Here is a 17,493-nt window from a genome sequence, read left to right as displayed (position 1 = left end):
TCTTTCTGTGTTTTCTAGGACGAATGGGAGGCCGCCGCTTCGCAGGCCTGCGCCGACACGATCCAGCCGTCGACCGGCTTGCCGCCTTCGATGCGCAGGTGCGCGGCCGTCACTGCACCGACGGCCAGCCCCGCTTCCGCGAGCACCTCGCGCAGGTAGCTGTCGCGATGGCTGTAGCGGCCGTGGTGGTGCAGATGGAAGCCCGCCTCCTTCACATCCTCCGGCGCATCGAGCGCTTCGACGGTGAACACCAGCCAGCCGCCCGGCCGCAGCGCCCTGGCCGTGGCCTGGGCCACCCCACGCAGATCGCCGAAATAGCACAGGGTGTCCGCCGAGATGACGAGGTCGTAGGAGGCCGGCGCCGCGCCTTCGATAAAGGCCGTGAGTTCGGCCTTGGCCAGCGCGTCATAGACCTGGCGCACCCGGGCCCGCGCCAGCATCCGCTCGGACAGATCGACGCCTTCCAGGCGCCGCGCGTAGGATGCGAGCAGCGGGCCGCACAAGCCGGTGCCGCAGCCGGCGTCGAGCACGGCGAGCTCGCGCCGGGGTGCGCCCAGCAGCCCGGCCACGGTCTGCGCAATCAGCTCCGGCGCGCGGTAGTGCAGGTGCGCCAGCTTGGCATCGAAGCTGTCGGCGAAGCCGTCGAACACCTTCTCCACATAGTCGTCGGCGGCGCGCGCCGGCACGCCTTCGCCCGAGCAGGCCGCGAGATGATGGCGCGCCGCCGGGTTGCCGGGCTCGTCCTTCAGCCAGTCGCGGTACACCTGCGCCGCCTCCTCGAAGCGCCCGAGCGTGTAGTAGGCCAGGCCGAGCGCCTCGCGCGCCGGCGCATGGCCGGGCTTCAGCAGCAATGCTTCGCAGAAGCAGCGCATCGATTCCTCTTCGCGTCCCAGGCTGTTGAGCAGGCGGCCGAGATTGGTGTGGGCCTCGACGTTCTTCGGATCCAGTTCGATGGCGCGCCGGTAGGCGCTCTCCGCTTCTTCGGGCCGCCCCTGCTCGCGCCGCAGCACGCCGAGGTTGTTGTGGATGTCGGCGCGCGCAGGCGCCAGGCGCGCGGCCTCTTCGTAGGCATCCGCGGCGGCGTCGACCTGGCCGGTTTCGAGCAGCACGTTGCCCAGGTTGTTGTGCCAGTCGGGCACCGCGGCATTCAGCGCGATCGAGCCGCGGATCAGCGCGAGCGCCTCTTCGCTGCGGCCGCGCTGGTGCGCCAGCACGCCCTTGAAGTGCATCGCGTCGGCATTGGCCGGCGCCGCTTCGAGGAGGCGTTCATAGAGCTGTGCCGCATCGTCGAGGCGATTGGCTCGGTGCATGGCCATCGCCAATGCCAGCGCTTCGTCGAAGCGCAGATGGGTGGCAGGTTCGTAACCCGGTGGAAGCTTCATCGTTCAGGGCACCGCGACTGCCTGGTGGTGCGTGTCGTGGGAGTCCACGCCTTCGATGAGTGCCCCTTGGTCCAGCGAGAACGCGGCCCAGGCAAAACTGTCCGCGTTGTCGACAGCCTGCTCGCAATTGAGCCCACGGTAGGTCGCCAGGTTCCATGCATAGCAATGGTCCAATGCCGCCCAGTACTTGTGGAACGCTTCGTGAATGATCACTCTGGCGACGGCGTCGGCCGTGTATCCATCGGCCTGCATTTTTGCGAACGAGATATGGATCTCCCCGTTCCTGAACCCCGATAGAAGGCCCGTGTGAGGCTGGGTAGGACCGCCCCGCACATAGCCCTCGTCGGTGTTGTCGAAAAAGGTTGCCGCAACGGGAGAACCGGCAGCGATGGTTCTCACGCCGGCGTCGATATCGATCAGATAGACGCCAGTGTTCAGGTGAAACGAAACACTCAGCATGCCCATTCGGGCCTTGTTCAATATGCTTCGCCGGTCCTTCTGGGCGATGGCCTTCAGGCTGATCGACTTGTCCACCACGTTGCTCTTGAGCATCGGGTTGAGGCGATTGGCGGCCAGGCCGAAGTGGTAATTCATGATGCTGGTGAAGGGCTGGCCCTCCGGCCTTCGCAGGTACACGACGCGGTCCATCTCGGTGACGGCACTGCGCATGATCCGCCTGGCCGCTGCTGCGCCGTTCAGCAGCAGGTTCTTTTGCGCCGTCGTCGGATAGTTCGCGCGCGTGCCGTTGAGGTCGGAGTACGCAATGGCCAGCAGCGGGCTCAGCACTTTCACCTTGTTGGTATGGTGTGGCATGACGGTTCACCTCACGGTTGTTAGAACTGATAGCTGAACGCACCGTTGTCGACGCCCACCTGCACCCGCTCGATCGGCTTGCCTTCCATCATCCGGTTCAGGAACTCGCGGCTGATGTCGGGCAGCATGGTGTTGGTGAGGATGGCATCGATCATCCGGCCGCCCGATTCGCTCTCGGTGCAGCGGCTGACCACCAGCTTGACCACCTCGTCCGAATAGTCGAAGGGGATCTGGTAGCGCGCCTCGACCCGCTTCTTGATGCGCTTCAACTGCAGCTCGACGATCTTGCCGAGCATCTCGTCGGAGAGCGGGTAGTACGGGATGGTCACCAGCCGGCCCAGCAGCGCGGGCGGGAAGATCTTCAAGAGCGGCTCGCGCAGCGCCTTGGCCATGCCCTCGGGCTCGGGCATCAGCTCCGGGTCCTTGCACATGCTGGCGATCATGTCGGTGCCGGCGTTGGTGGTGAGCAGGATCAGCGTGTTCTTGAAGTCGATGCTGCGGCCTTCGCCGTCTTCCATGAAACCCTTGTCGAAAACCTGGAAGAACAGTTCGTGCACGTCGGAGTGGGCCTTCTCCACCTCGTCGAGCAGCACCACGCTGTAGGGCCTGCGGCGCACGGCCTCGGTCAGCACGCCGCCCTCGCCGTAGCCCACGTAGCCGGGCGGCGCACCCTTGAGCGAGCTCACGGTGTGCGCCTCCTGGTACTCGCTCATGTTGATGACGATCATGTTCTGCTCGCCGCCGTACAGCGCCTCGGCCAGCGCGATCGCGGTCTCGGTCTTGCCGACGCCGGAGGTGCCCGCCAGCATGAAGACGCCGATCGGCTTGCTCGGGTTGTCCAGCCCGGCGCGCGAGGTCTGGATGCGCTTGGCGATCATCTCCATCGCGTGGTCCTGGCCGATCACGCGCTGCCCCAGCAGCTTGGGCAGGTTGAGCACGGTCTCGATCTCGTTGCGCTGCATGCGCCCGACCGGGATGCCGGTCCAGTCGGCGACCACCGAGGACACGGCCTGCGAATCGACCGAGGGCAGGATCAGAGGGGACTCGCCTTGCACGCTGCTGATCTGGGTTTGCAGCTCGTGCAACTCCGCGAGCAGGGCGGCGCGGTCTCCATCCCCTGGCGTCGACGCATCCACCGGCTTGTTCCCCGCCCGCAGCTTGCCGCGCAGTTCGAGCAGCCGGTCGACCAGCCCCTTCTCCTCCTTCCAGCGCGCATTGAGCTTTTCGAGCTCGGCATTGGATTCGGCAAGCAGCGCCTGCACCTGCGGCGCGCGCTTGCTCACGTCGATGCCGATCGCCTCTTCGCGGCCGATGATCTCGCTCTCGACCGTGAGCGCCTCGATGCGGCGCTGGCAGTCTTCCACCTCGGGCGGCATCGCATGCTGCGACACCGCGACGCGCGCGCAGGCGGTGTCGAGCAGGCTCACGGCCTTGTCGGGCAGCTGGCGCGCGGGAATGTAGCGGTGCGACAGCTTCACCGCCGCCTCGATCGCCTCGTCGAGCAGTTGCACGCGGTGGTGCTTCTCGAGCACGCTGGCGACGCCGCGCAGCATCAGGATGGCCTTGGTCTCGTCGGGCTCCGGCACCTGCACGACCTGGAAGCGCCGCGTCAGCGCCGGGTCCTTCTCGATGTACTTCTTGTACTCGGCCCAGGTGGTGGCGCCGATGGTGCGCAGGTTGCCGCGCGCCAAGGCGGGCTTCAGCAGGTTGGCCGCATCGCCGGTGCCAGCCGCGCCGCCCGCACCCACCAGCGTGTGGATCTCGTCGATGAACAGGATGATCGGCGTGGGCGAAGCCTGCACCTCGTCGATCACCTGCCGCAGGCGTTGCTCGAACTCGCCCTTCATGCTGGCGCCGGCCTGCAGGAGGCCGATGTCGAGCGTGAGCAGCTTCACGTCCTTGAGCTGCGGCGGCACGTCGCCGCGCGCCAGGCGCTGGGCGAAGCCTTCCACCACCGCCGTCTTGCCGACGCCCGCCTCACCCGTGAGCAGCGGGTTGTTCTGGCGGCGCCGCATCAGGATGTCGACGATCTGGCGGATTTCCTCGTCCCGCCCGGTCACCGGATCCATCTCTCCCTTCTTCGCCTTCTCCGTGAGGTCGACAGCAAACTTCTTCAGCGCATCGCCCTTGCCCATGGCGGCCGGCGCCATCGCGCCGCTTTCTTCGCCGGGGGCGCCGCTGCCCATGCCGGTGCCGTCCTGCGCGCGCATCTTCGATTCGGGCGAGGCATCGCAGATCTTGGCGAAGTTGTCGGCCAGGTCTTCGACCTTGACCTTGTCGAACTGCTTCGAGAGGCCGAGCAAGGGATTGCGCAGGCTCGGCGTTTTCAGCATGCCGACCAGCAGGTAGCCGGTGCGCACCTGCGCCTCGCCGAACTGCAGGGTGGCGTAGGTCCAGGCGCGCTCGATCGCGTTCTCGATGTGCGGCGAGAAATCGCTGATCGCGGTGGCGCCGCGCGGCAGGCGGTCGAGCGCGGCCGTCATGTCCTTGGCGATGACGGAGATGTCCAGCTGGTAGTGCTGGATCACGCGGTGCAGGTCGGAGTCCTGCGACTGCAGCAGCTGGGCGAACCAGTGCTCCAGCTCCACATACGGGTTTCCACGCATCTTGCAGAACACCGTGGCGCCCTCGATCGCCTTGTAGGCCAGCGAATTGAGCTTGCCGAACAAGGCAGTGCGGCTGATTTCACTCATGAGCTTCTCCGTATGTAGTCAAGACGAACGGCCCTGGGTTTTTTTATTGAAGTGCTGCGCGCGAAAGAGCGGCATCGCCATCGATGCGGACATCGGGCGCATCGCGCTTGCGCTTGCACTCGCCGAGCCACGAGGACCAGCCCAGCCGGGGCGCGTTGCCCCGCTGCCGGCCCAGGCGCGTGGGCGGCACTTCATGTTTTTCGAGAATCAGCTCTGCATCCCAGTACAGCTCGTCGCCCAAGAGCTGCCGCATCCAGCGCTGCAACGCGGGCCGTGCCGAGCCGATCGGGAGGAACATGCGGTAGCGCTCGAGGCTGAGCGGACCGAGGTGCAGCCGCACGCGGTGCTGGCGATCCCAGGCGCGCCGGCCGAGCATCGCGCCCATGCCCAGCGAGCGCGAAGCTTCGCCGCGGCCCAGGCGCGTGAGTTCCTCCACGGGCAGCGTCATCCAGTGCCCAACCCAGGGCTCGAGCCGCACCGGCACGCCGAAGTAGCTCTGCAGCACCGCCTCCACGCCCTCGGCGTTGTGCACGCGACGTGCGAGCCAGCCCGAGAAGTGCAGCCGCGCGTCGTCGTGGATCTCGTCGCGCTCCTGCCGCGCGGCGGTGCCGATGCCGACCAGCGCGCCCACCTGGCGGCGGAAGGCGTCCTCCTTCGGCCGGTCCAGCCCCACCGCCGGCCTGGCCTGGGCCCAGGCGCGGTAGAAGAACAGGCTGAAGCGGTGCGCGAAGCTGTCGAGAAAAGCGAGCCAGGTCGGATCGCCATGGTTGATCGTGCGCTCGCGGATGAAATCGCTCAGGTGCACCGGCAGCGGGCCGTTGGGCCCGAGGTAGCCGAAGAAATGCTGGCGCAGCCGCGGCGGCGAATGCGCGCCGGCCGGCTCGAAGCGGCTGAAGCTCGCGGGCGCGAAGGACAGCGATGGCTCCTGCCCCACGCGCACCGGCTCGGCGCCGGGCAGCAACGCGCGGCCCCAGCGCGGCGACGGCGCCGCGAGCGCCTCCAGCCGCCGCATGAGGGCGAAGTAGTCGTAGGCCCAGGGCTGGTCCGCGCAGGCCTGCAGGCGCTCGGCCACGCTCTCGGGCCGCGCCGCCGGCACGGCTACAGGATCGGGCGTGCCCCGCACAGCGGCCTCCATCGCATGATCTCGCCCTTGCCCGAGGCCGTGAGCACGGTCTCGACGAAGTGGTTGACCTCCACGTGGCGCGCCAGGTAACGCGCCATGACGGCCCCGAACAGGAAGGCACTGTGGCCGTGGAAGGCATTGCGGTCGACCTCGAGCGTGACCTCGAGCCCGCGGCCGAAGGCGATCGGCCCGGCCAGCGGCAGCCGGCGCGCCACCGGCCTGGCGCGCACCGACAGCAGCCCACGCACCTGGCTCTGACGCACCTCGTCGGCATGCGTGGCATAGAGCATCAGCATCTCGCGCAGCGCGGCGGCGCCTTCTTCGCGCGAACTGTCGGCGAGCGACAGGTAGTTGAGAGCCAGGTGGTCGACCACCCGCCAGCCCAGGCCCTGGCCCACCACCGGCGAGACCGGCCGCGAGGGGCCGCGAACCATGCGCACGCGCTGCACCGGGGACGAGTCGATGCAGTCGAAGTCGCTCTCGCGGCCCAGCGGCATCAGGAGCGGCAGGTCGCGGTTGGTCACCAGCGCGGTGACGGCCAGCTGCCGCAGCGCACCGGAGTAAGGCGCCTGTTGCGGATCGACGATCTGCATGTAGAGCTCGGAGCCGATGTGGCTGCTGCGATGCCCTTCGGTGCGCTGCTTGACCGACAGCATGCGCGGCTCGCGCGTGGTGGTGAAGTAGGCCGGGTGGCTGTGGCGCGCGCCGTGGAAGGCCGCATAGAAGGGCAGGAAGGGCTGTTCCAGCGCCGCACCGGCTGTGCCCGAGTTGCCGTGGCCGACCACCTCGGTCACGGTGTGCACCTCGAAGTCCTGCGGGCGCGTGCGGTCGGGCACCAGGTGGAACTGGCTCACGCCCTCATTCACGGCCACGCGGTCGAGCCGCTTGCTGAAGAGATTGACGACCGGCACGCAATGCAGTTGCACGTTCTCGGCGCTGACCAGTTTTTCGAGCGCCGCATCGCCGCGCGAGAACAGCACCACGATCTCCACCTCGGTCACGGCCATCGACGCGAGCACGCGCTGCAAGCCGGTGATGCGCGCGAACTGGAAGCGCTGCGGAAAGGCGAAGTACTCCTGCACCAGCCGATGGCCGGAGAAGCCGGTGGCGGTGACGGGCAGCAAGGCCTCGTCGTCCTCGAATCCCGCGGGCTGCACCGCGCTCGCGGGCAGGTGGCGCACCGCGCTGCCGGCCGCACCCGTGGCCGCGCCGCCGGCGGCCAGCGGCTGCACCATCACGCCGATGGCTTTGCCGAGCATGCACTCGTGCAGCTGCCAGGCCACATCCTCGGCGCCGCCGAAGTGAATCAGCAGTTCGTCGAGCAGGATCTGGTCGAACTTGAGGCCGGCGGTGGCGCGCAGCGCGATGCGCAGGCCGCCGCGGATCTCGCGCGACTGCGCATGCTGGGCGAGCGGCAGGTCGGGCGCGTAGCTGAAGTACTGCGCCCGCAGCACTTCGACCGGCCAGAGGCGCAGCGCCCGCGCGGTGCGGAACTCGCAGTGCGTGTTCTGCCCCACGGCCTGGCGCGCGCGCAGGCCGCTGCCGCGCGGCAGCGCGGGCCCGGTCGCGAGATTGGCATCGTCGGGGTCGACCGCCATGGACACCACGGCCATCGATGGCGTGGGCGCCATGAAGTGCGGATAGACGATGTCGAGCAGATGCCCGGTGAAGCGCGGGTATTCGGCATCGAGCTTCAGGGCAACGCGCGCCGACAGGAAGGCGGTGGCTTCGATCAGCCGTTCGACGTAGGGGTCGGCGACCTCCTGGCCCTCGATGCCCAGCCGGTTCGCGATCTTCGGGAAGGCGCGCGCGAACTCCGCCGAGCTCTCGCGGAAGTAGCGCAGTTCCTGTTCGTACAGGGTCAGCAGGCGCGGGTCCATGGCTGGGCTACCGCTGAGGGCTTGTCATGTCCTCGATCTCGATACGACCTTCTTCGAGGTCGATCCGGCTGCGCATCAAGAACTCCAGCGGCACGGGCTGGGCCCAGAGCATGCCGCGGATCCGAAGGCCGATGCGGTTGTGGGAATCAAGTGCCGAGCCTTCCATGACAAGTTCAACTTCGAGTGTGCGAGGCAGGATGCGGGGCTCGAACTGCAGGATGGCGTTCTTCAGAGCCTGTTCCATGCTGACACGCTGAACGGAGGACGTGAACTGGCCGGACAGCATAGGCAATCCGTAGTTGAGCACCGAGCGCGCCGCATTCGGAAAGCGCTTGTCGTCGAAGGCCAGGCCATGGCCGGTGGCATTGAAGAGCCAGCTCAGGTCGCGCAGCACGGCCTGGCGCAGCGCCTGCCGGGTCAGCGTGCGCTTGTCGTCGCTCTCGCGCTGCTCGCCGGGCGCATGGTCGACCAGGCGATCGAGCAGCGAGGGCTGCAAGCGTTCCTGTGCGGTGAGTTCAGGCATCGCCGGTCGAGAACAGGATCTCGCGCACGTCCATCAGCGCATGCTCGGCGCCATCGCTGCTGCTCAGCATGCGCTGGCCGAGCCCGGCCCAGACCTCGGGCTGCAGCTCGCGCCACTCGGTCTTGCGCGCGAGCTGCAATGCGCCGTCGCCGCTCTTCTCGGTGCCTTCGTAGCGCACGGGCACCAGCGCCAGCGTCTCGCCGCCGTTCTCGAACTGCAGATGCGCCGGCAGCCACACGCAGTCGCGCAGGTCTTCGGGCGGATCGAGCTTCACGTGTGCCAGCCGGGCATAGGGAATCCAGTAGTAGCGGCCGTTCACGAAGGCCTCGAGCACCGGGCCCAGGCGCATGTCGGCGTCGGCCAGCCATTCGAAGGGCTTGCCGTCGAGCGTTCCCGGCGTGGCGGGCGCGGCGTCGAAGGCGCGCTCGCGCAGGTCTTCGGCGAGCTGCGCGTCGCCCGCACCCTGGCGCAGCAGCGATTCGATCAGGAGCGCCAGCCATTCGTCGGGCTGGCCGAAGACCATCGGCGTGCGCGTGCCGGCGAACACGTCGGCGCGCAGGCCCTCGCAGCGCACGGCCTCGCCGTAGACCTGCTTCATCGGAATGGCCATCGCATCGAGCTCGGCCGCGACGTTGAGCTGGTTGAGCGCACGCTCCCACTGGCCGAGCACGCACAGCAGCTGGGCCAGGAAGACGCGCAACTTGCTGTCGGCGGGCTTAGCGCGCACTTCATCCGTCAGTGCCTTGAGCGCGGCCGCGGGGTCGGCGGCCTGGAGGAATTCGGCAGAGTTCGTCATGTCCGGCCTCACTTTTTGATGGTGCAAGTGCGTACGGCGCCGCGCAGGCCCGTCTCGCTCTGCGGCGCGGAGCGGATCTCGAGCCCCTGGTATTCGATCTGGATGATTTCGCGCGGCCGCGCCGACTTGGCGGCGGTCAGCATCGTGTGGTTCAGCAGGCGCGCCTGGGTCAGCTCCAGCTCCAGGTGCGGCTGCAGGTCTTTGGAGGTATCGCCGCCGGCCTTGTACACCGAGATCACCACCTTCAGGTCGTTCACCTGGTCGCGCAGCAGGCTCGCGATCGAAGCGCTCGCGGCATCGCAATCGCGAACGACGAAGACCGCCGCTGCGCGCAGCTGCCCCTTGGTGGAACCCGGCGGCGAGAACACGTCCAGCTGGTAGCGGAAGCCGCCGACCTCCAGGCGCGACTTGCCGTCCGCGAAGGGGCGCGTCGAATCGCCTTCGATCGCCTTGCCCTTGGATTCGAGCAGCATCCAGTAGTCGTCGCCCGCCTCTTCGGAGACCAGGTCGAGCAGGCGCAGGCCCTCGTCCGGGTCCACCGAGCCATCAGAAGTCCAGCCCATGTCGATCTCCTAGAAAAAAATCATCGCGGCAAAGACCTGCCGCTCTTTCGGTGCACCGAGTTGCCCGCGCACGCGCAGATCGGCCAGGGCCGGATCGACGCCCGCGCCGAACAGGCGCGGCGCGCTGTGCGGCGCGGCCGGCGTCGCCAGCACGAAGAGGCGCGCACCCGGGCCCGCCAGCCAGGGCAGTTCGAAATGCTTGGCCGCCGGCAGCTCGCGCGTGCCGCGTTCGAAACGGTTGCTCGCGCCGGAGGCATCGGGGTACACCGGTCGCAGGCCGCCTTCCGGGTCGATGCCGACGATCACCATGTCGAGCGAAGTCCCGCCGGTATTGCGCACGCGCAGCACGCGTCGCTCGCCCGCGAGCAGCGGGCCCGGCGTGGCGCTGCGGGCGAGGGGCTCGCTGCGCAGCATGCGGTCGGCACGCCAGGTTTCCAGCGCGGCCTCGAAGCCGTCGAGGCGCGCGCCGCCGGCCAGCCGGTTCAGCTCGCCGAGCCACTTGAGACGCGCGAAGCCCTGCAGCCGCTCGCGCAAGGCTGCGGGGTCGGCCGCGACCTGGCCCGTGCCGGTTCCGAGCGCGGGCGAGAGCAGCTCCAGCCGATGGCCGGCGGGGCCGAGATCGGTCCAGCGCAGATCGGCTTCGCTCCCGTCCTCGCCCGCGCGCGCCAGGCGAATGGAGGCGGGGTAGTCGAAGCTCAGTCCCGCGGGCAAGGGCTTGTCGGCGCGCACGCGCAACGCGAAGGCGGCCGGCTCGGCCAGCGGCGTCACGCTCCACAGCGCGCTGCCCGGCACATCGCGCAGCGCGGCCGGCACCGGCAGCTGCGCGCCGGCCGGATCGAGTTGCGCCAGCACAGCGGCCGCGCTGCGCCGGGTGCCGTCTTCCAGGCTCGCGAGCACGCGCAGCTCCTGCCGCGGCACCAGCCCGTCGAGCTGGCCGGCCTGGATCGCGAGGCTCGCGCCGCTGCGCTGCGCACGCCACACCGGACGCGTGCCGAGCGGCTGAGGGCCGTTGGCGAACAGCGGCGCATCGAGATTGCCCTCGGCCACGGGCGATGGCAGCTCGCGTTGCGGAAAGCGCGCTTCGAGTTCGGAGATCACCGGCGGGTAGAGCGCAAGCACGCCGTCGAAGAGCTCGCGCCAGGTCGCGGGCCGGCGCTGCAGCGCCTCGGCCACGGCCCAGGTCAGCAGGCCCTGCGGCTGCGCGTCGCGGCCCTTGCGCGGCAGCCGCAGCTCGGGCGTGACCTGGTGGCTTTCGGATGCGAAGAAGGCCACGTAGCGGGCTCGAGGCACGGCCGGGGCCGCGGGTGCCGTCGGTGCGGCGGCGGAGGCGCCGGCCGCGCCTTGCGCGAGCAGGTCGGCGCGGATGCCGCGAAAGCGCACCTCGTCGTCCGGCGGACCCACAACAACCTCGGCGCTCGCGGGCGCGCGGCCGCGCGTCATCGAGGCGGCCGAGCAGGTGTCGAACACCGACCACACGAACACGTTGCGCGCCAGGAAAGCCTGCACCCAGCCGTCGAAATCGACGTCGCGCAGGCCGCCCGGCAAGGCGCCGCTGCCGCCCACCGCGCCGCGCACATCGCGCGCGAGGAAGTTCTCGGCCAAGCCGTCCGGCTCCTGGTAGCGCTTGCTCGCATCGCGCCAACGCGTGCCGTGGCCCGAGAAATAGAGCAGCACGAAGTCGCCGCTTTGCGACTGCTCCAGCAGCCGCCCCAGCGCCTCGTGGATGCGCTGCGCCTCGGGCAGCGCGGCGCCGCTCACGCCGTCGGCCACGACCGTGATGTCGGTGGCCGCGAAGCCCTGCTTCAGCAGGGCCTCGCGCATCAGCATCACGTCGTTGCGCGGCGCCTGCAGCCACAGCGACGCAGGCTGGTTGACCAGTTCCGACACGCCCACCAGCAAGGCGCGCTGCGCCGCACCCGCGCAGGTGGCTGCGGCCAGCATGGCCAGCAGCAGCACGGTGCGCAGGCGGCGCCTCGTCACGGCGGCCCCACCGATTCGACCAGCGGCGAACCCGCCAACATGGCGCGGCCCTGCGCCGCATCGGCCAGGAAGCGCAGGCGCCAGCGGCCCTCGGCATCCGGTCCGCCCACCAGTTCGGCGCCGGCCGAGCGCAGCAGCGCGTTCGCATCGTCCATGCCGACGCCGGCCTTCCAGCGCAGGCTCAGCTCGGCCGGCGCGGCGGAAGTGACGGGGCCCTGCACCGAACGGAACCGGACTGAGTCGTCTCCGGCGCCGGGCCGCATCAGGGTCGCGTTCTGCACCACGACCACCAGTGCCAGCAGCGCCAGCGCGGGCCGCACCACCCGGTCGGCGCCGAACCAGGCCTTCACACGCGACCACCAGCCCTCCCCGGCCGGCGCCGCGACGGACAGGCTGCCCGGCTTCGACGTGGCCTGCAGCGGCGTGGCGAGCCGGGCGGCGGCTTCGAGGTAGAGGCTCTGATAGTCGGCACGCGGATCGGCCACGCCCAGCGGCGTGCCCGAGAGCACGGAGAACACGCCGCCGGCCGTGCGCAGCGCGATGCGGCCGGGCTCGGGCTCGATGGCCAGCGGCTGCTGCACGGCCCATTCGTCGTGCACCGCACGGATGGCGGCCAGCCGCGTGGCCGACACCTCGCCGAGCACGCGGGCGCAGAGCTGCGGCGTCTGTTCGATCGTGAGCACGTTCCAGGTCTGGATCAGACCGAACATCGGCTCGAAGGGTTCGTCGCCGGGCTCGAGCAGCACGTCGTAGGCGCTGGCCCAGTCGGCTTCGCTGGCGGCCATCCAGCCGCGCCACAGCGTGCCGTGCAGGCACTTGTCGAGCAGCACGCCGAGCAGCCGGCCTTCGTGCAGCACGCTCACCAGGCGGCCCGGCGCCCAGCGGGCCGGAAAGGCGCGCTGGGCCACGGCCTCGCGGCGGCGGGCGAGCTCGGTCAAGGGCAGCAGAAGGGTCTCGTCGAATTGGCGGGCCGGCATCGCGGCGGGCTCGGCCAGCGTTGCCGCGCCTTCGCCCGCAGGGGCGAGATCGCCGCCGCGTCCCAGGGTGCCGCGGATGAGGCTGAGCGGGGGCCAGAGATCGATGGGCATGGTGCGTGTTCCTGAAAGTCTTATGTCTTCAGGCATAAGACGCTTCAGCGCCCAGGATTTTGAAAACCTGCAGGATCGCGCCCATGTTGCCGGCCTCGATCGCGATGCCCAGGGTCTGCGTGATCCACTGGCCCAGCGTGGTGCGCGCATAGTCGGCCGGCAGGCCTTCGCGCTTGTGCACGAGGCCGAGCCGGCCGGCGCGGTAGTGGTAGGAGGCGATGGCGTGGCGCGAGGCCACGCCCGACAGCCCGCCCGCCGCCTCGCGGCCGAAGCCTTCGCACAAAAGGATGCGCTCGGGCTCGGGCAGACCCGCGATGAAGGCGCGCGCCGCGGCATGCACCGAGGGCGCGTTGAGGCCGTGCTCGGCCAGTTCGTCTTGCGCGTTGTCGGCCGCGCCAACCTGCGCCTCGAGCTGGCTCTCGGTGATCTGGTCGCCGATCGAGAGCTTGCGGCGGAAGGCGCTCGCGCGCGTGCAGTCGATCAGGTAGCGCCGGAAGTAGGCACACAGCGCGAAGGCGCTCGACGGCGCGCTGTGGCTTGCGGCCTCGCCGCGCGCGGCATCGTCCGCTTCGTCCGGATCGGCGTCGAGCCGCAGCACCTTGACGTAGATGAACTGCGCCACCAGTTCCTGACGGCCCTCGCTGAGCACGCGCAGCTCGGGCGGGTTGCAACTGCGCAGCGCGTCGCCGACGATGCGGTACATCTCGCCCATCTCGTCGGGGGACAGCGTCTGCCTGCGCCGCCAGAGGCGGACGAGTTCGACGCTTTGTTCCGAGGACAGGGTTTCCTGCATGGTGTGTTTCGCGACTACGGTGTCTTTGCCCGTTGGGCTGTCCGCCCGGTATGCGGCGGCTGCGTGCGCTTCGAAGGCCCGGCGCCCTCACCCCCGCCCTCTCCCGGAGGGAGAGGGAGAGGGAGTAAGACCTGCGCGTGAAGCGTTCTGCCTTGTTCCCTCTCCCTCCGGGAGAGGGCTAGGGTGAGGGGTCGGCCGGCGGCACAGGGCATACCGCCCGCCGACACGCCCATCAGCCTTGCGGCGTTCCTAGTCATCGACGCACGCGCCTTCTTCAGGCACAAGGCATTGCGGCAAGTCAGCACCGACCGCCGCGCCACGCGTGCGAATGGTCGAGGTCGCGGCCGCCGCCACCGCGAGGCCGCGCGGCAGCAGGATCCACAGCTGGCCGCGCTCCTTCATGCGCCGGGCCTGGGTCGCGGCCTGCTGGCCGTTGCCGAAGAAATAGTCGGCCCGCACCGCGCCGCGGATCGCGCCGCCGGTGTCCTGGGCGATGGTGAGGCGCTGCATCGGCGTGCCGGTGCCGGGCGCGCGCGTGGAGACGAAAACCGGATAGCCCAACGGCGTGCTGCGCGGATCGACGGCGATCGAGCGGCCGGCCGACAGCGGCACGCCGAAGGCACCGACCGGCCCGCCGCCGCTGCCCGGCGATTCCTTGAAGAACACATAGCTCGGGTCCTTGATGCCGGTGCCGATCACCGGCCCGGCCACGCGCCGCCCCGGCACCATGACCGCGCCGCTGTTGACGGGACGCGCGAGCGTGAAGCCGCGGGTGCGGATCACCGAGGTGTCGTTGCTGTCCTCGTCGTCATCGCCGTCGTCGAGTTCGAGCTCGATCGCGCCGCCGCGCACCTTGACGGGACTGCGCGTCTTGCCCGAGGAGGACTGCGCCAGCGTCGGCCGGAAGGGCTGGCCGTTCTGCTCGGCGTAGGCGACGCGGATCACGTCGCCGTTGGGCAGCCGGATTCGGCCCGAGCCCTGGATCTGCATCTCGTAGAGCGCTGTGGCGCTGTTCACGAAGGCCAGCACGCGCGCGTTGGGCGCGCCCTTGGTCTCGATCTCTTCGCGCGTGTAATAGGGCAGCAGGCGCCTGCCCTCGATGCGAAGGCGTACCTTGCGGTCCAGCGTGTCGCGCGTGATGGCCGAGAGGTCGAGCGCATAGAGGCCCGGCGCGCCCATGTCGCGCGTGCTGAGGCCGCTCTGCACCACCACGTTGCGGCCTTCGACGCGCGCCGCCACCGTGCCGCTGCCGGCCGGCAGCTTGCGCGCATCGGCGAACAGCATGTCCTCGGGCTGGCCGTACACCGGATAGATGAAGGGCGGCGCGTACTGCCGGCTGCCGGTGATCTCGGGCTCGAAATAGCCGGTGACCACGCCGTCGGGCCGACGGTCGTCGTCGCGGATCTGGTAGGCCGAGAACTCGCGCTCGAAGAAGCCGCGGATGGCCGGATTGCTCTTGTCGTCGACGGCGCGCGCGCGATCGCAGACCTGCCGCCATTCGGTGCCGCGGCCGGTCAGCACCTTGCAGCTGCCGAGGAAGGCAGGCCAGCTTTCGGCGAAATCGTCGCGGCCCCAGCCCGGCACGGCGTCGAAGCCCACCGAGGTGTAGGTGGCAAGCTGGGTCGAGAAGGTGCGCGACTGGCCGGCCACGCTGGCGCCGGCGCTGGTCGAAGCCGGGCGCGAGGCGGAGGGCGCGGGCGTGACCTGCGCAGCCGCGGCTGCCGCGGGCGCGGCGGCGGGGGCACTGGCCGTGGCCGTGGCCGGTGTGGAGCTTGTGGAGCTGACCCCCGGCATCGTGCCGCAGGCCGCCAGCGCGGCCATCGCGACGGCGGCGGCACCCCAGCGGGCGGGTGAAGCGAAGGGCAGTGAGGAAGGCTTGTTCATAAAGAACTCCTGGTCTGGGGGGCGGGGCCTGACGGGCCGCTGCCCCACAGACGATTACTTCTCGGTGATTTTGAAAAACGCGCTGCCATAGACGTCGTTGCACGGTGTGTTGGGCGCGCACACCGGCTTGCCCGCGAGCGGCGGCGGCCCGCTGCCGCGCGCGGCCTCGAGCGCTGCCAGCACGGGCAGCGGGAACTGTGGGAACACGCCGTCGTTCTGGATGCCCGAGGCGCTGAAGTCGCGCTCGTGCTCACTGACCAGCACCGCGAACTGGTTGATGCCGGCCGGCCCGCCCGCGTCCATCGGCCACGAAGCGCGCGGCAGCGACAACGCAGCACCGGCGCCGATCTTGTTGTACTTGTCGAGCAGGTTCGGGAACAGCAGGAACAGCTCGCCGCCGCTGGACAGCAGGTAGACGTAGACGAAGCCTTCGCGCTTGCTGCGCACTTCGAAGCCCAGCCTGTCCTTGCCGATCGCGACCTCGGCCTTGCGCGGGTTCGCCGTCACCTCGAAGCCCGGCGCGGCGCCTTCGGCCAGCGACTGCAATGACTCGCCCGGCGTGCGCACCTTGGGTGGTGGCGGGGGCGGTGGAGGTGGAGGCGCCGGCGTCTGCGCGACTTCGGTGGACGGCGGCGGCGCTGCGCCGGCCGGCGTCGTGTCGGCCGGCTTGCCCTGGAACCACCACCATCCGCCCGCGGCGGCAATGACGGCCACGGAGGCCACGGCGGCGATGGCCGCGCCCTTGCCCTTGGGAGCCGACGCGGGCGCGGGTGCCGCAGGACTCGCGCTGCCGGTACGTCCACCCGGTGCCGCCGCGGGTGCCGGCGCCGGCGCACGGATCACCGTCCGGTCGCCATCCAGACCCAGCGCCGCACGCAGCGCTTCCATCGACTGCGGCCTCGATTCGGGCCGCACGCCCAGGCCGGCATCGATGGCCGCGAGCAGCCCGGGGCTGTAGCGCTGCAGCAGCGCCTCGTTGCCTGCCAGCGGCACATAGCTGTCGGCCAGGAGGCGCGCGACCGAGGGCGGCGGCGCGCGGCCGCAGACGGCCACGTGCATCACGGCCGCGAGCGCATAGACATCGGTCCACGCGCCCTGCGACATGTCGGGCATCTCGGCGTACTGCTCGATCGGCGCGTAGCCGGGCTTGAGGATGACCGTGATCGCCTGCGTCTTGTCGGTGATCACGCGCCGCGCGGCGCCGAAGTCCAGCACCACGGGACGGCCCGAGCCTTCGAGCAGGATGATGTTATCGGGCGCGATGTCGCGGTGGTAGCAGTGGGCGTGGTGCATCACCGCGAGCGCCTGCGTCACGCCGTCCATGATGCGCATCAGCCAGGCTTCGTCGACGCCTCCCGTCATGGCAGCCAGCGCCTGGCGCAGCGTGTCGCCGCGGTAGAAGGGCATCACCATGTAGGTGGTGCCGCGCTCCTGCCAGAAGCGATAGACCTTGAGCAGCGAGGGATGGTCGAACTGGGCCAGGAGGCGCGCCTCGTTGATGAAGCTGCGCATGCCGAGCTCGAAGGTCTCGCGGTGCCGTTCGGACAAGGGCGCGACCGTGCCGTCGAGCTGCCGCGTCGAGAGCGAGGTCGGCAGGTATTCCTTGATCGCGACCACGCGTTCGAGCGTCGGGTCCCAGGCCTCGTAGACGACGCCGAAGCCGCCCTGCCCGACGATGCGCGTGACCTCGAATTCGGCGAGCCGGCTGCCCACCGGCAGCAACCCGGCCTCGGCGTTGCTCGGCGCCTTCTCGGCGCGCGTGATGCCGGCCACGGTGGGCATCTCGCTCGCCGGCAGCGCGGCGCCGCCGGAGATGACGGTCGCGCCCTCGTCCGGCGTGGGCGCAGCAGGCCGGCCGGTGACGACCTGCGTGCGGTCGTCGCCTTCTTGCGGCGGTGTGCCTGGCGGCCGGTCGTCGTCGGGGCTCATAAGGCAACCTCCGCGCTACGCGCTACGGTATTCACCTTGGGAGCGG

13 protein-coding genes are annotated in these 17,493 nt (G+C 69.9%); all 13 read right to left on the bottom strand.

Annotation, left to right across the window (positions count from 1 at the left end):
* Nucleotides 1-14: 14 nt before the first annotated feature.
* The 13 genes from ACSQ86_RS03795 to ACSQ86_RS03735 all read right to left on the bottom strand — a co-directional run bounded on the left by ACSQ86_RS03795 (nucleotide 15) and on the right by ACSQ86_RS03735 (nucleotide 17,447).
* Nucleotides 15-1,382 (bottom strand): tetratricopeptide repeat protein, encoded by a 1,368-nt coding sequence (locus tag ACSQ86_RS03795; RefSeq protein WP_436302735.1) that lies wholly within the window; start codon nucleotides 1,380-1,382, stop codon nucleotides 15-17.
* A 3-nt stretch (nucleotides 1,383-1,385) separates the two neighbouring features.
* Nucleotides 1,386-2,195: a hypothetical protein gene (locus ACSQ86_RS03790; protein WP_436302734.1), complete on the bottom strand. Its 810-nt coding sequence runs from the start codon at nucleotides 2,193-2,195 to the stop codon at nucleotides 1,386-1,388.
* 20 nt (nucleotides 2,196-2,215) lie between these two features.
* Nucleotides 2,216-4,888: a type VI secretion system ATPase TssH gene (tssH, locus tag ACSQ86_RS03785; protein ID WP_436308515.1), complete on the bottom strand. Its 2,673-nt coding sequence runs from the start codon at nucleotides 4,886-4,888 to the stop codon at nucleotides 2,216-2,218.
* Between the two features lie 43 nt (nucleotides 4,889-4,931).
* A complete protein-coding gene (tssG, locus tag ACSQ86_RS03780; RefSeq protein WP_436302732.1) occupies nucleotides 4,932-6,023 on the bottom strand; it encodes a type VI secretion system baseplate subunit TssG in 1,092 nt (363 codons plus the stop codon).
* Entirely contained in the window at nucleotides 5,987-7,891 is a 1,905-nt protein-coding gene (gene tssF / locus ACSQ86_RS03775) for a type VI secretion system baseplate subunit TssF (RefSeq protein ID WP_436302731.1), read from the bottom strand. The genes tssG and tssF overlap by 37 nt, the downstream gene beginning before the upstream one ends.
* Before the next feature lie 7 nt (nucleotides 7,892-7,898).
* Entirely contained in the window at nucleotides 7,899-8,414 is a 516-nt protein-coding gene (gene tssE, locus ACSQ86_RS03770; protein ID WP_093110766.1) for a type VI secretion system baseplate subunit TssE, read from the bottom strand.
* Entirely contained in the window at nucleotides 8,407-9,210 is an 804-nt protein-coding gene (locus tag ACSQ86_RS03765; RefSeq protein ID WP_093110764.1) for a type VI secretion system accessory protein TagJ, read from the bottom strand. The genes tssE and ACSQ86_RS03765 overlap by 8 nt, the downstream gene beginning before the upstream one ends.
* An 8-nt stretch (nucleotides 9,211-9,218) precedes the next feature.
* A complete protein-coding gene (locus ACSQ86_RS03760) occupies nucleotides 9,219-9,773 on the bottom strand; it encodes a hypothetical protein (protein ID WP_436302730.1) in 555 nt (184 codons plus the stop codon).
* Nucleotides 9,774-9,782: 9 nt separating this feature from the next.
* Complete coding sequence (locus ACSQ86_RS03755; RefSeq protein ID WP_436302729.1) at nucleotides 9,783-11,753, bottom strand: caspase family protein; 1,971 nt, start codon at nucleotides 11,751-11,753, stop codon at nucleotides 9,783-9,785.
* Nucleotides 11,750-12,841: a hypothetical protein gene (locus ACSQ86_RS03750; RefSeq protein WP_436302728.1), complete on the bottom strand. Its 1,092-nt coding sequence runs from the start codon at nucleotides 12,839-12,841 to the stop codon at nucleotides 11,750-11,752. Before ACSQ86_RS03750 ends, ACSQ86_RS03755 begins: the two co-directional genes overlap by 4 nt.
* Nucleotides 12,842-12,869: 28 nt before the next feature.
* On the bottom strand, nucleotides 12,870-13,634 hold the full coding sequence (locus tag ACSQ86_RS03745; RefSeq protein ID WP_436308514.1) for a hypothetical protein: 765 nt from the start codon (nucleotides 13,632-13,634) through the stop codon (nucleotides 12,870-12,872).
* Between the two features lie 249 nt (nucleotides 13,635-13,883).
* Complete coding sequence (mltA, locus tag ACSQ86_RS03740) at nucleotides 13,884-15,518, bottom strand: murein transglycosylase A (protein WP_436302726.1); 1,635 nt, start codon at nucleotides 15,516-15,518, stop codon at nucleotides 13,884-13,886.
* Between the two features lie 54 nt (nucleotides 15,519-15,572).
* On the bottom strand, nucleotides 15,573-17,447 hold the full coding sequence (locus ACSQ86_RS03735; RefSeq protein WP_436302725.1) for a serine/threonine protein kinase: 1,875 nt from the start codon (nucleotides 17,445-17,447) through the stop codon (nucleotides 15,573-15,575).
* Between the last annotated feature and the right edge of the window lie 46 nt (nucleotides 17,448-17,493).

This window comes from Variovorax sp. LjRoot130 (genome assembly GCF_964253755.1).
Lineage (GTDB): Bacteria > Pseudomonadota > Gammaproteobacteria > Burkholderiales > Burkholderiaceae_C > Variovorax.
This window is presented reverse-complemented; position numbering and strand designations above follow the sequence as displayed.

Excerpts from the sequence above, each read along its gene's own strand:
- ACSQ86_RS03760 (WP_436302730.1), bottom strand. The coding sequence starts at position 9,773 with ATGGGCTGGACTTCTGATGGCTCGGTGGACCCGGACGAGGGCCTGCGC.
- ACSQ86_RS03795 (WP_436302735.1), bottom strand. The coding sequence starts at position 1,382 with ATGAAGCTTCCACCGGGTTACGAACCTGCCACCCATCTGCGCTTCGAC.
- tssF (WP_436302731.1), bottom strand. The coding sequence starts at position 7,891 with ATGGACCCGCGCCTGCTGACCCTGTACGAACAGGAACTGCGCTACTTC.
- tssG (WP_436302732.1), bottom strand. The coding sequence starts at position 6,023 with ATGGAGGCCGCTGTGCGGGGCACGCCCGATCCTGTAGCCGTGCCGGCG.
- tssH (WP_436308515.1), bottom strand. The coding sequence starts at position 4,888 with ATGAGTGAAATCAGCCGCACTGCCTTGTTCGGCAAGCTCAATTCGCTG.
- ACSQ86_RS03790 (WP_436302734.1), bottom strand. The coding sequence starts at position 2,195 with ATGCCACACCATACCAACAAGGTGAAAGTGCTGAGCCCGCTGCTGGCC.
- tssE (WP_093110766.1), bottom strand. The coding sequence starts at position 8,414 with ATGCCTGAACTCACCGCACAGGAACGCTTGCAGCCCTCGCTGCTCGAT.
- ACSQ86_RS03735 (WP_436302725.1), bottom strand. The coding sequence starts at position 17,447 with ATGAGCCCCGACGACGACCGGCCGCCAGGCACACCGCCGCAAGAAGGC.
- ACSQ86_RS03750 (WP_436302728.1), bottom strand. The coding sequence starts at position 12,841 with ATGCCCATCGATCTCTGGCCCCCGCTCAGCCTCATCCGCGGCACCCTG.
- ACSQ86_RS03765 (WP_093110764.1), bottom strand. The coding sequence starts at position 9,210 with ATGACGAACTCTGCCGAATTCCTCCAGGCCGCCGACCCCGCGGCCGCG.
- ACSQ86_RS03745 (WP_436308514.1), bottom strand. The coding sequence starts at position 13,634 with ATGCAGGAAACCCTGTCCTCGGAACAAAGCGTCGAACTCGTCCGCCTC.
- mltA (WP_436302726.1), bottom strand. The coding sequence starts at position 15,518 with ATGAACAAGCCTTCCTCACTGCCCTTCGCTTCACCCGCCCGCTGGGGT.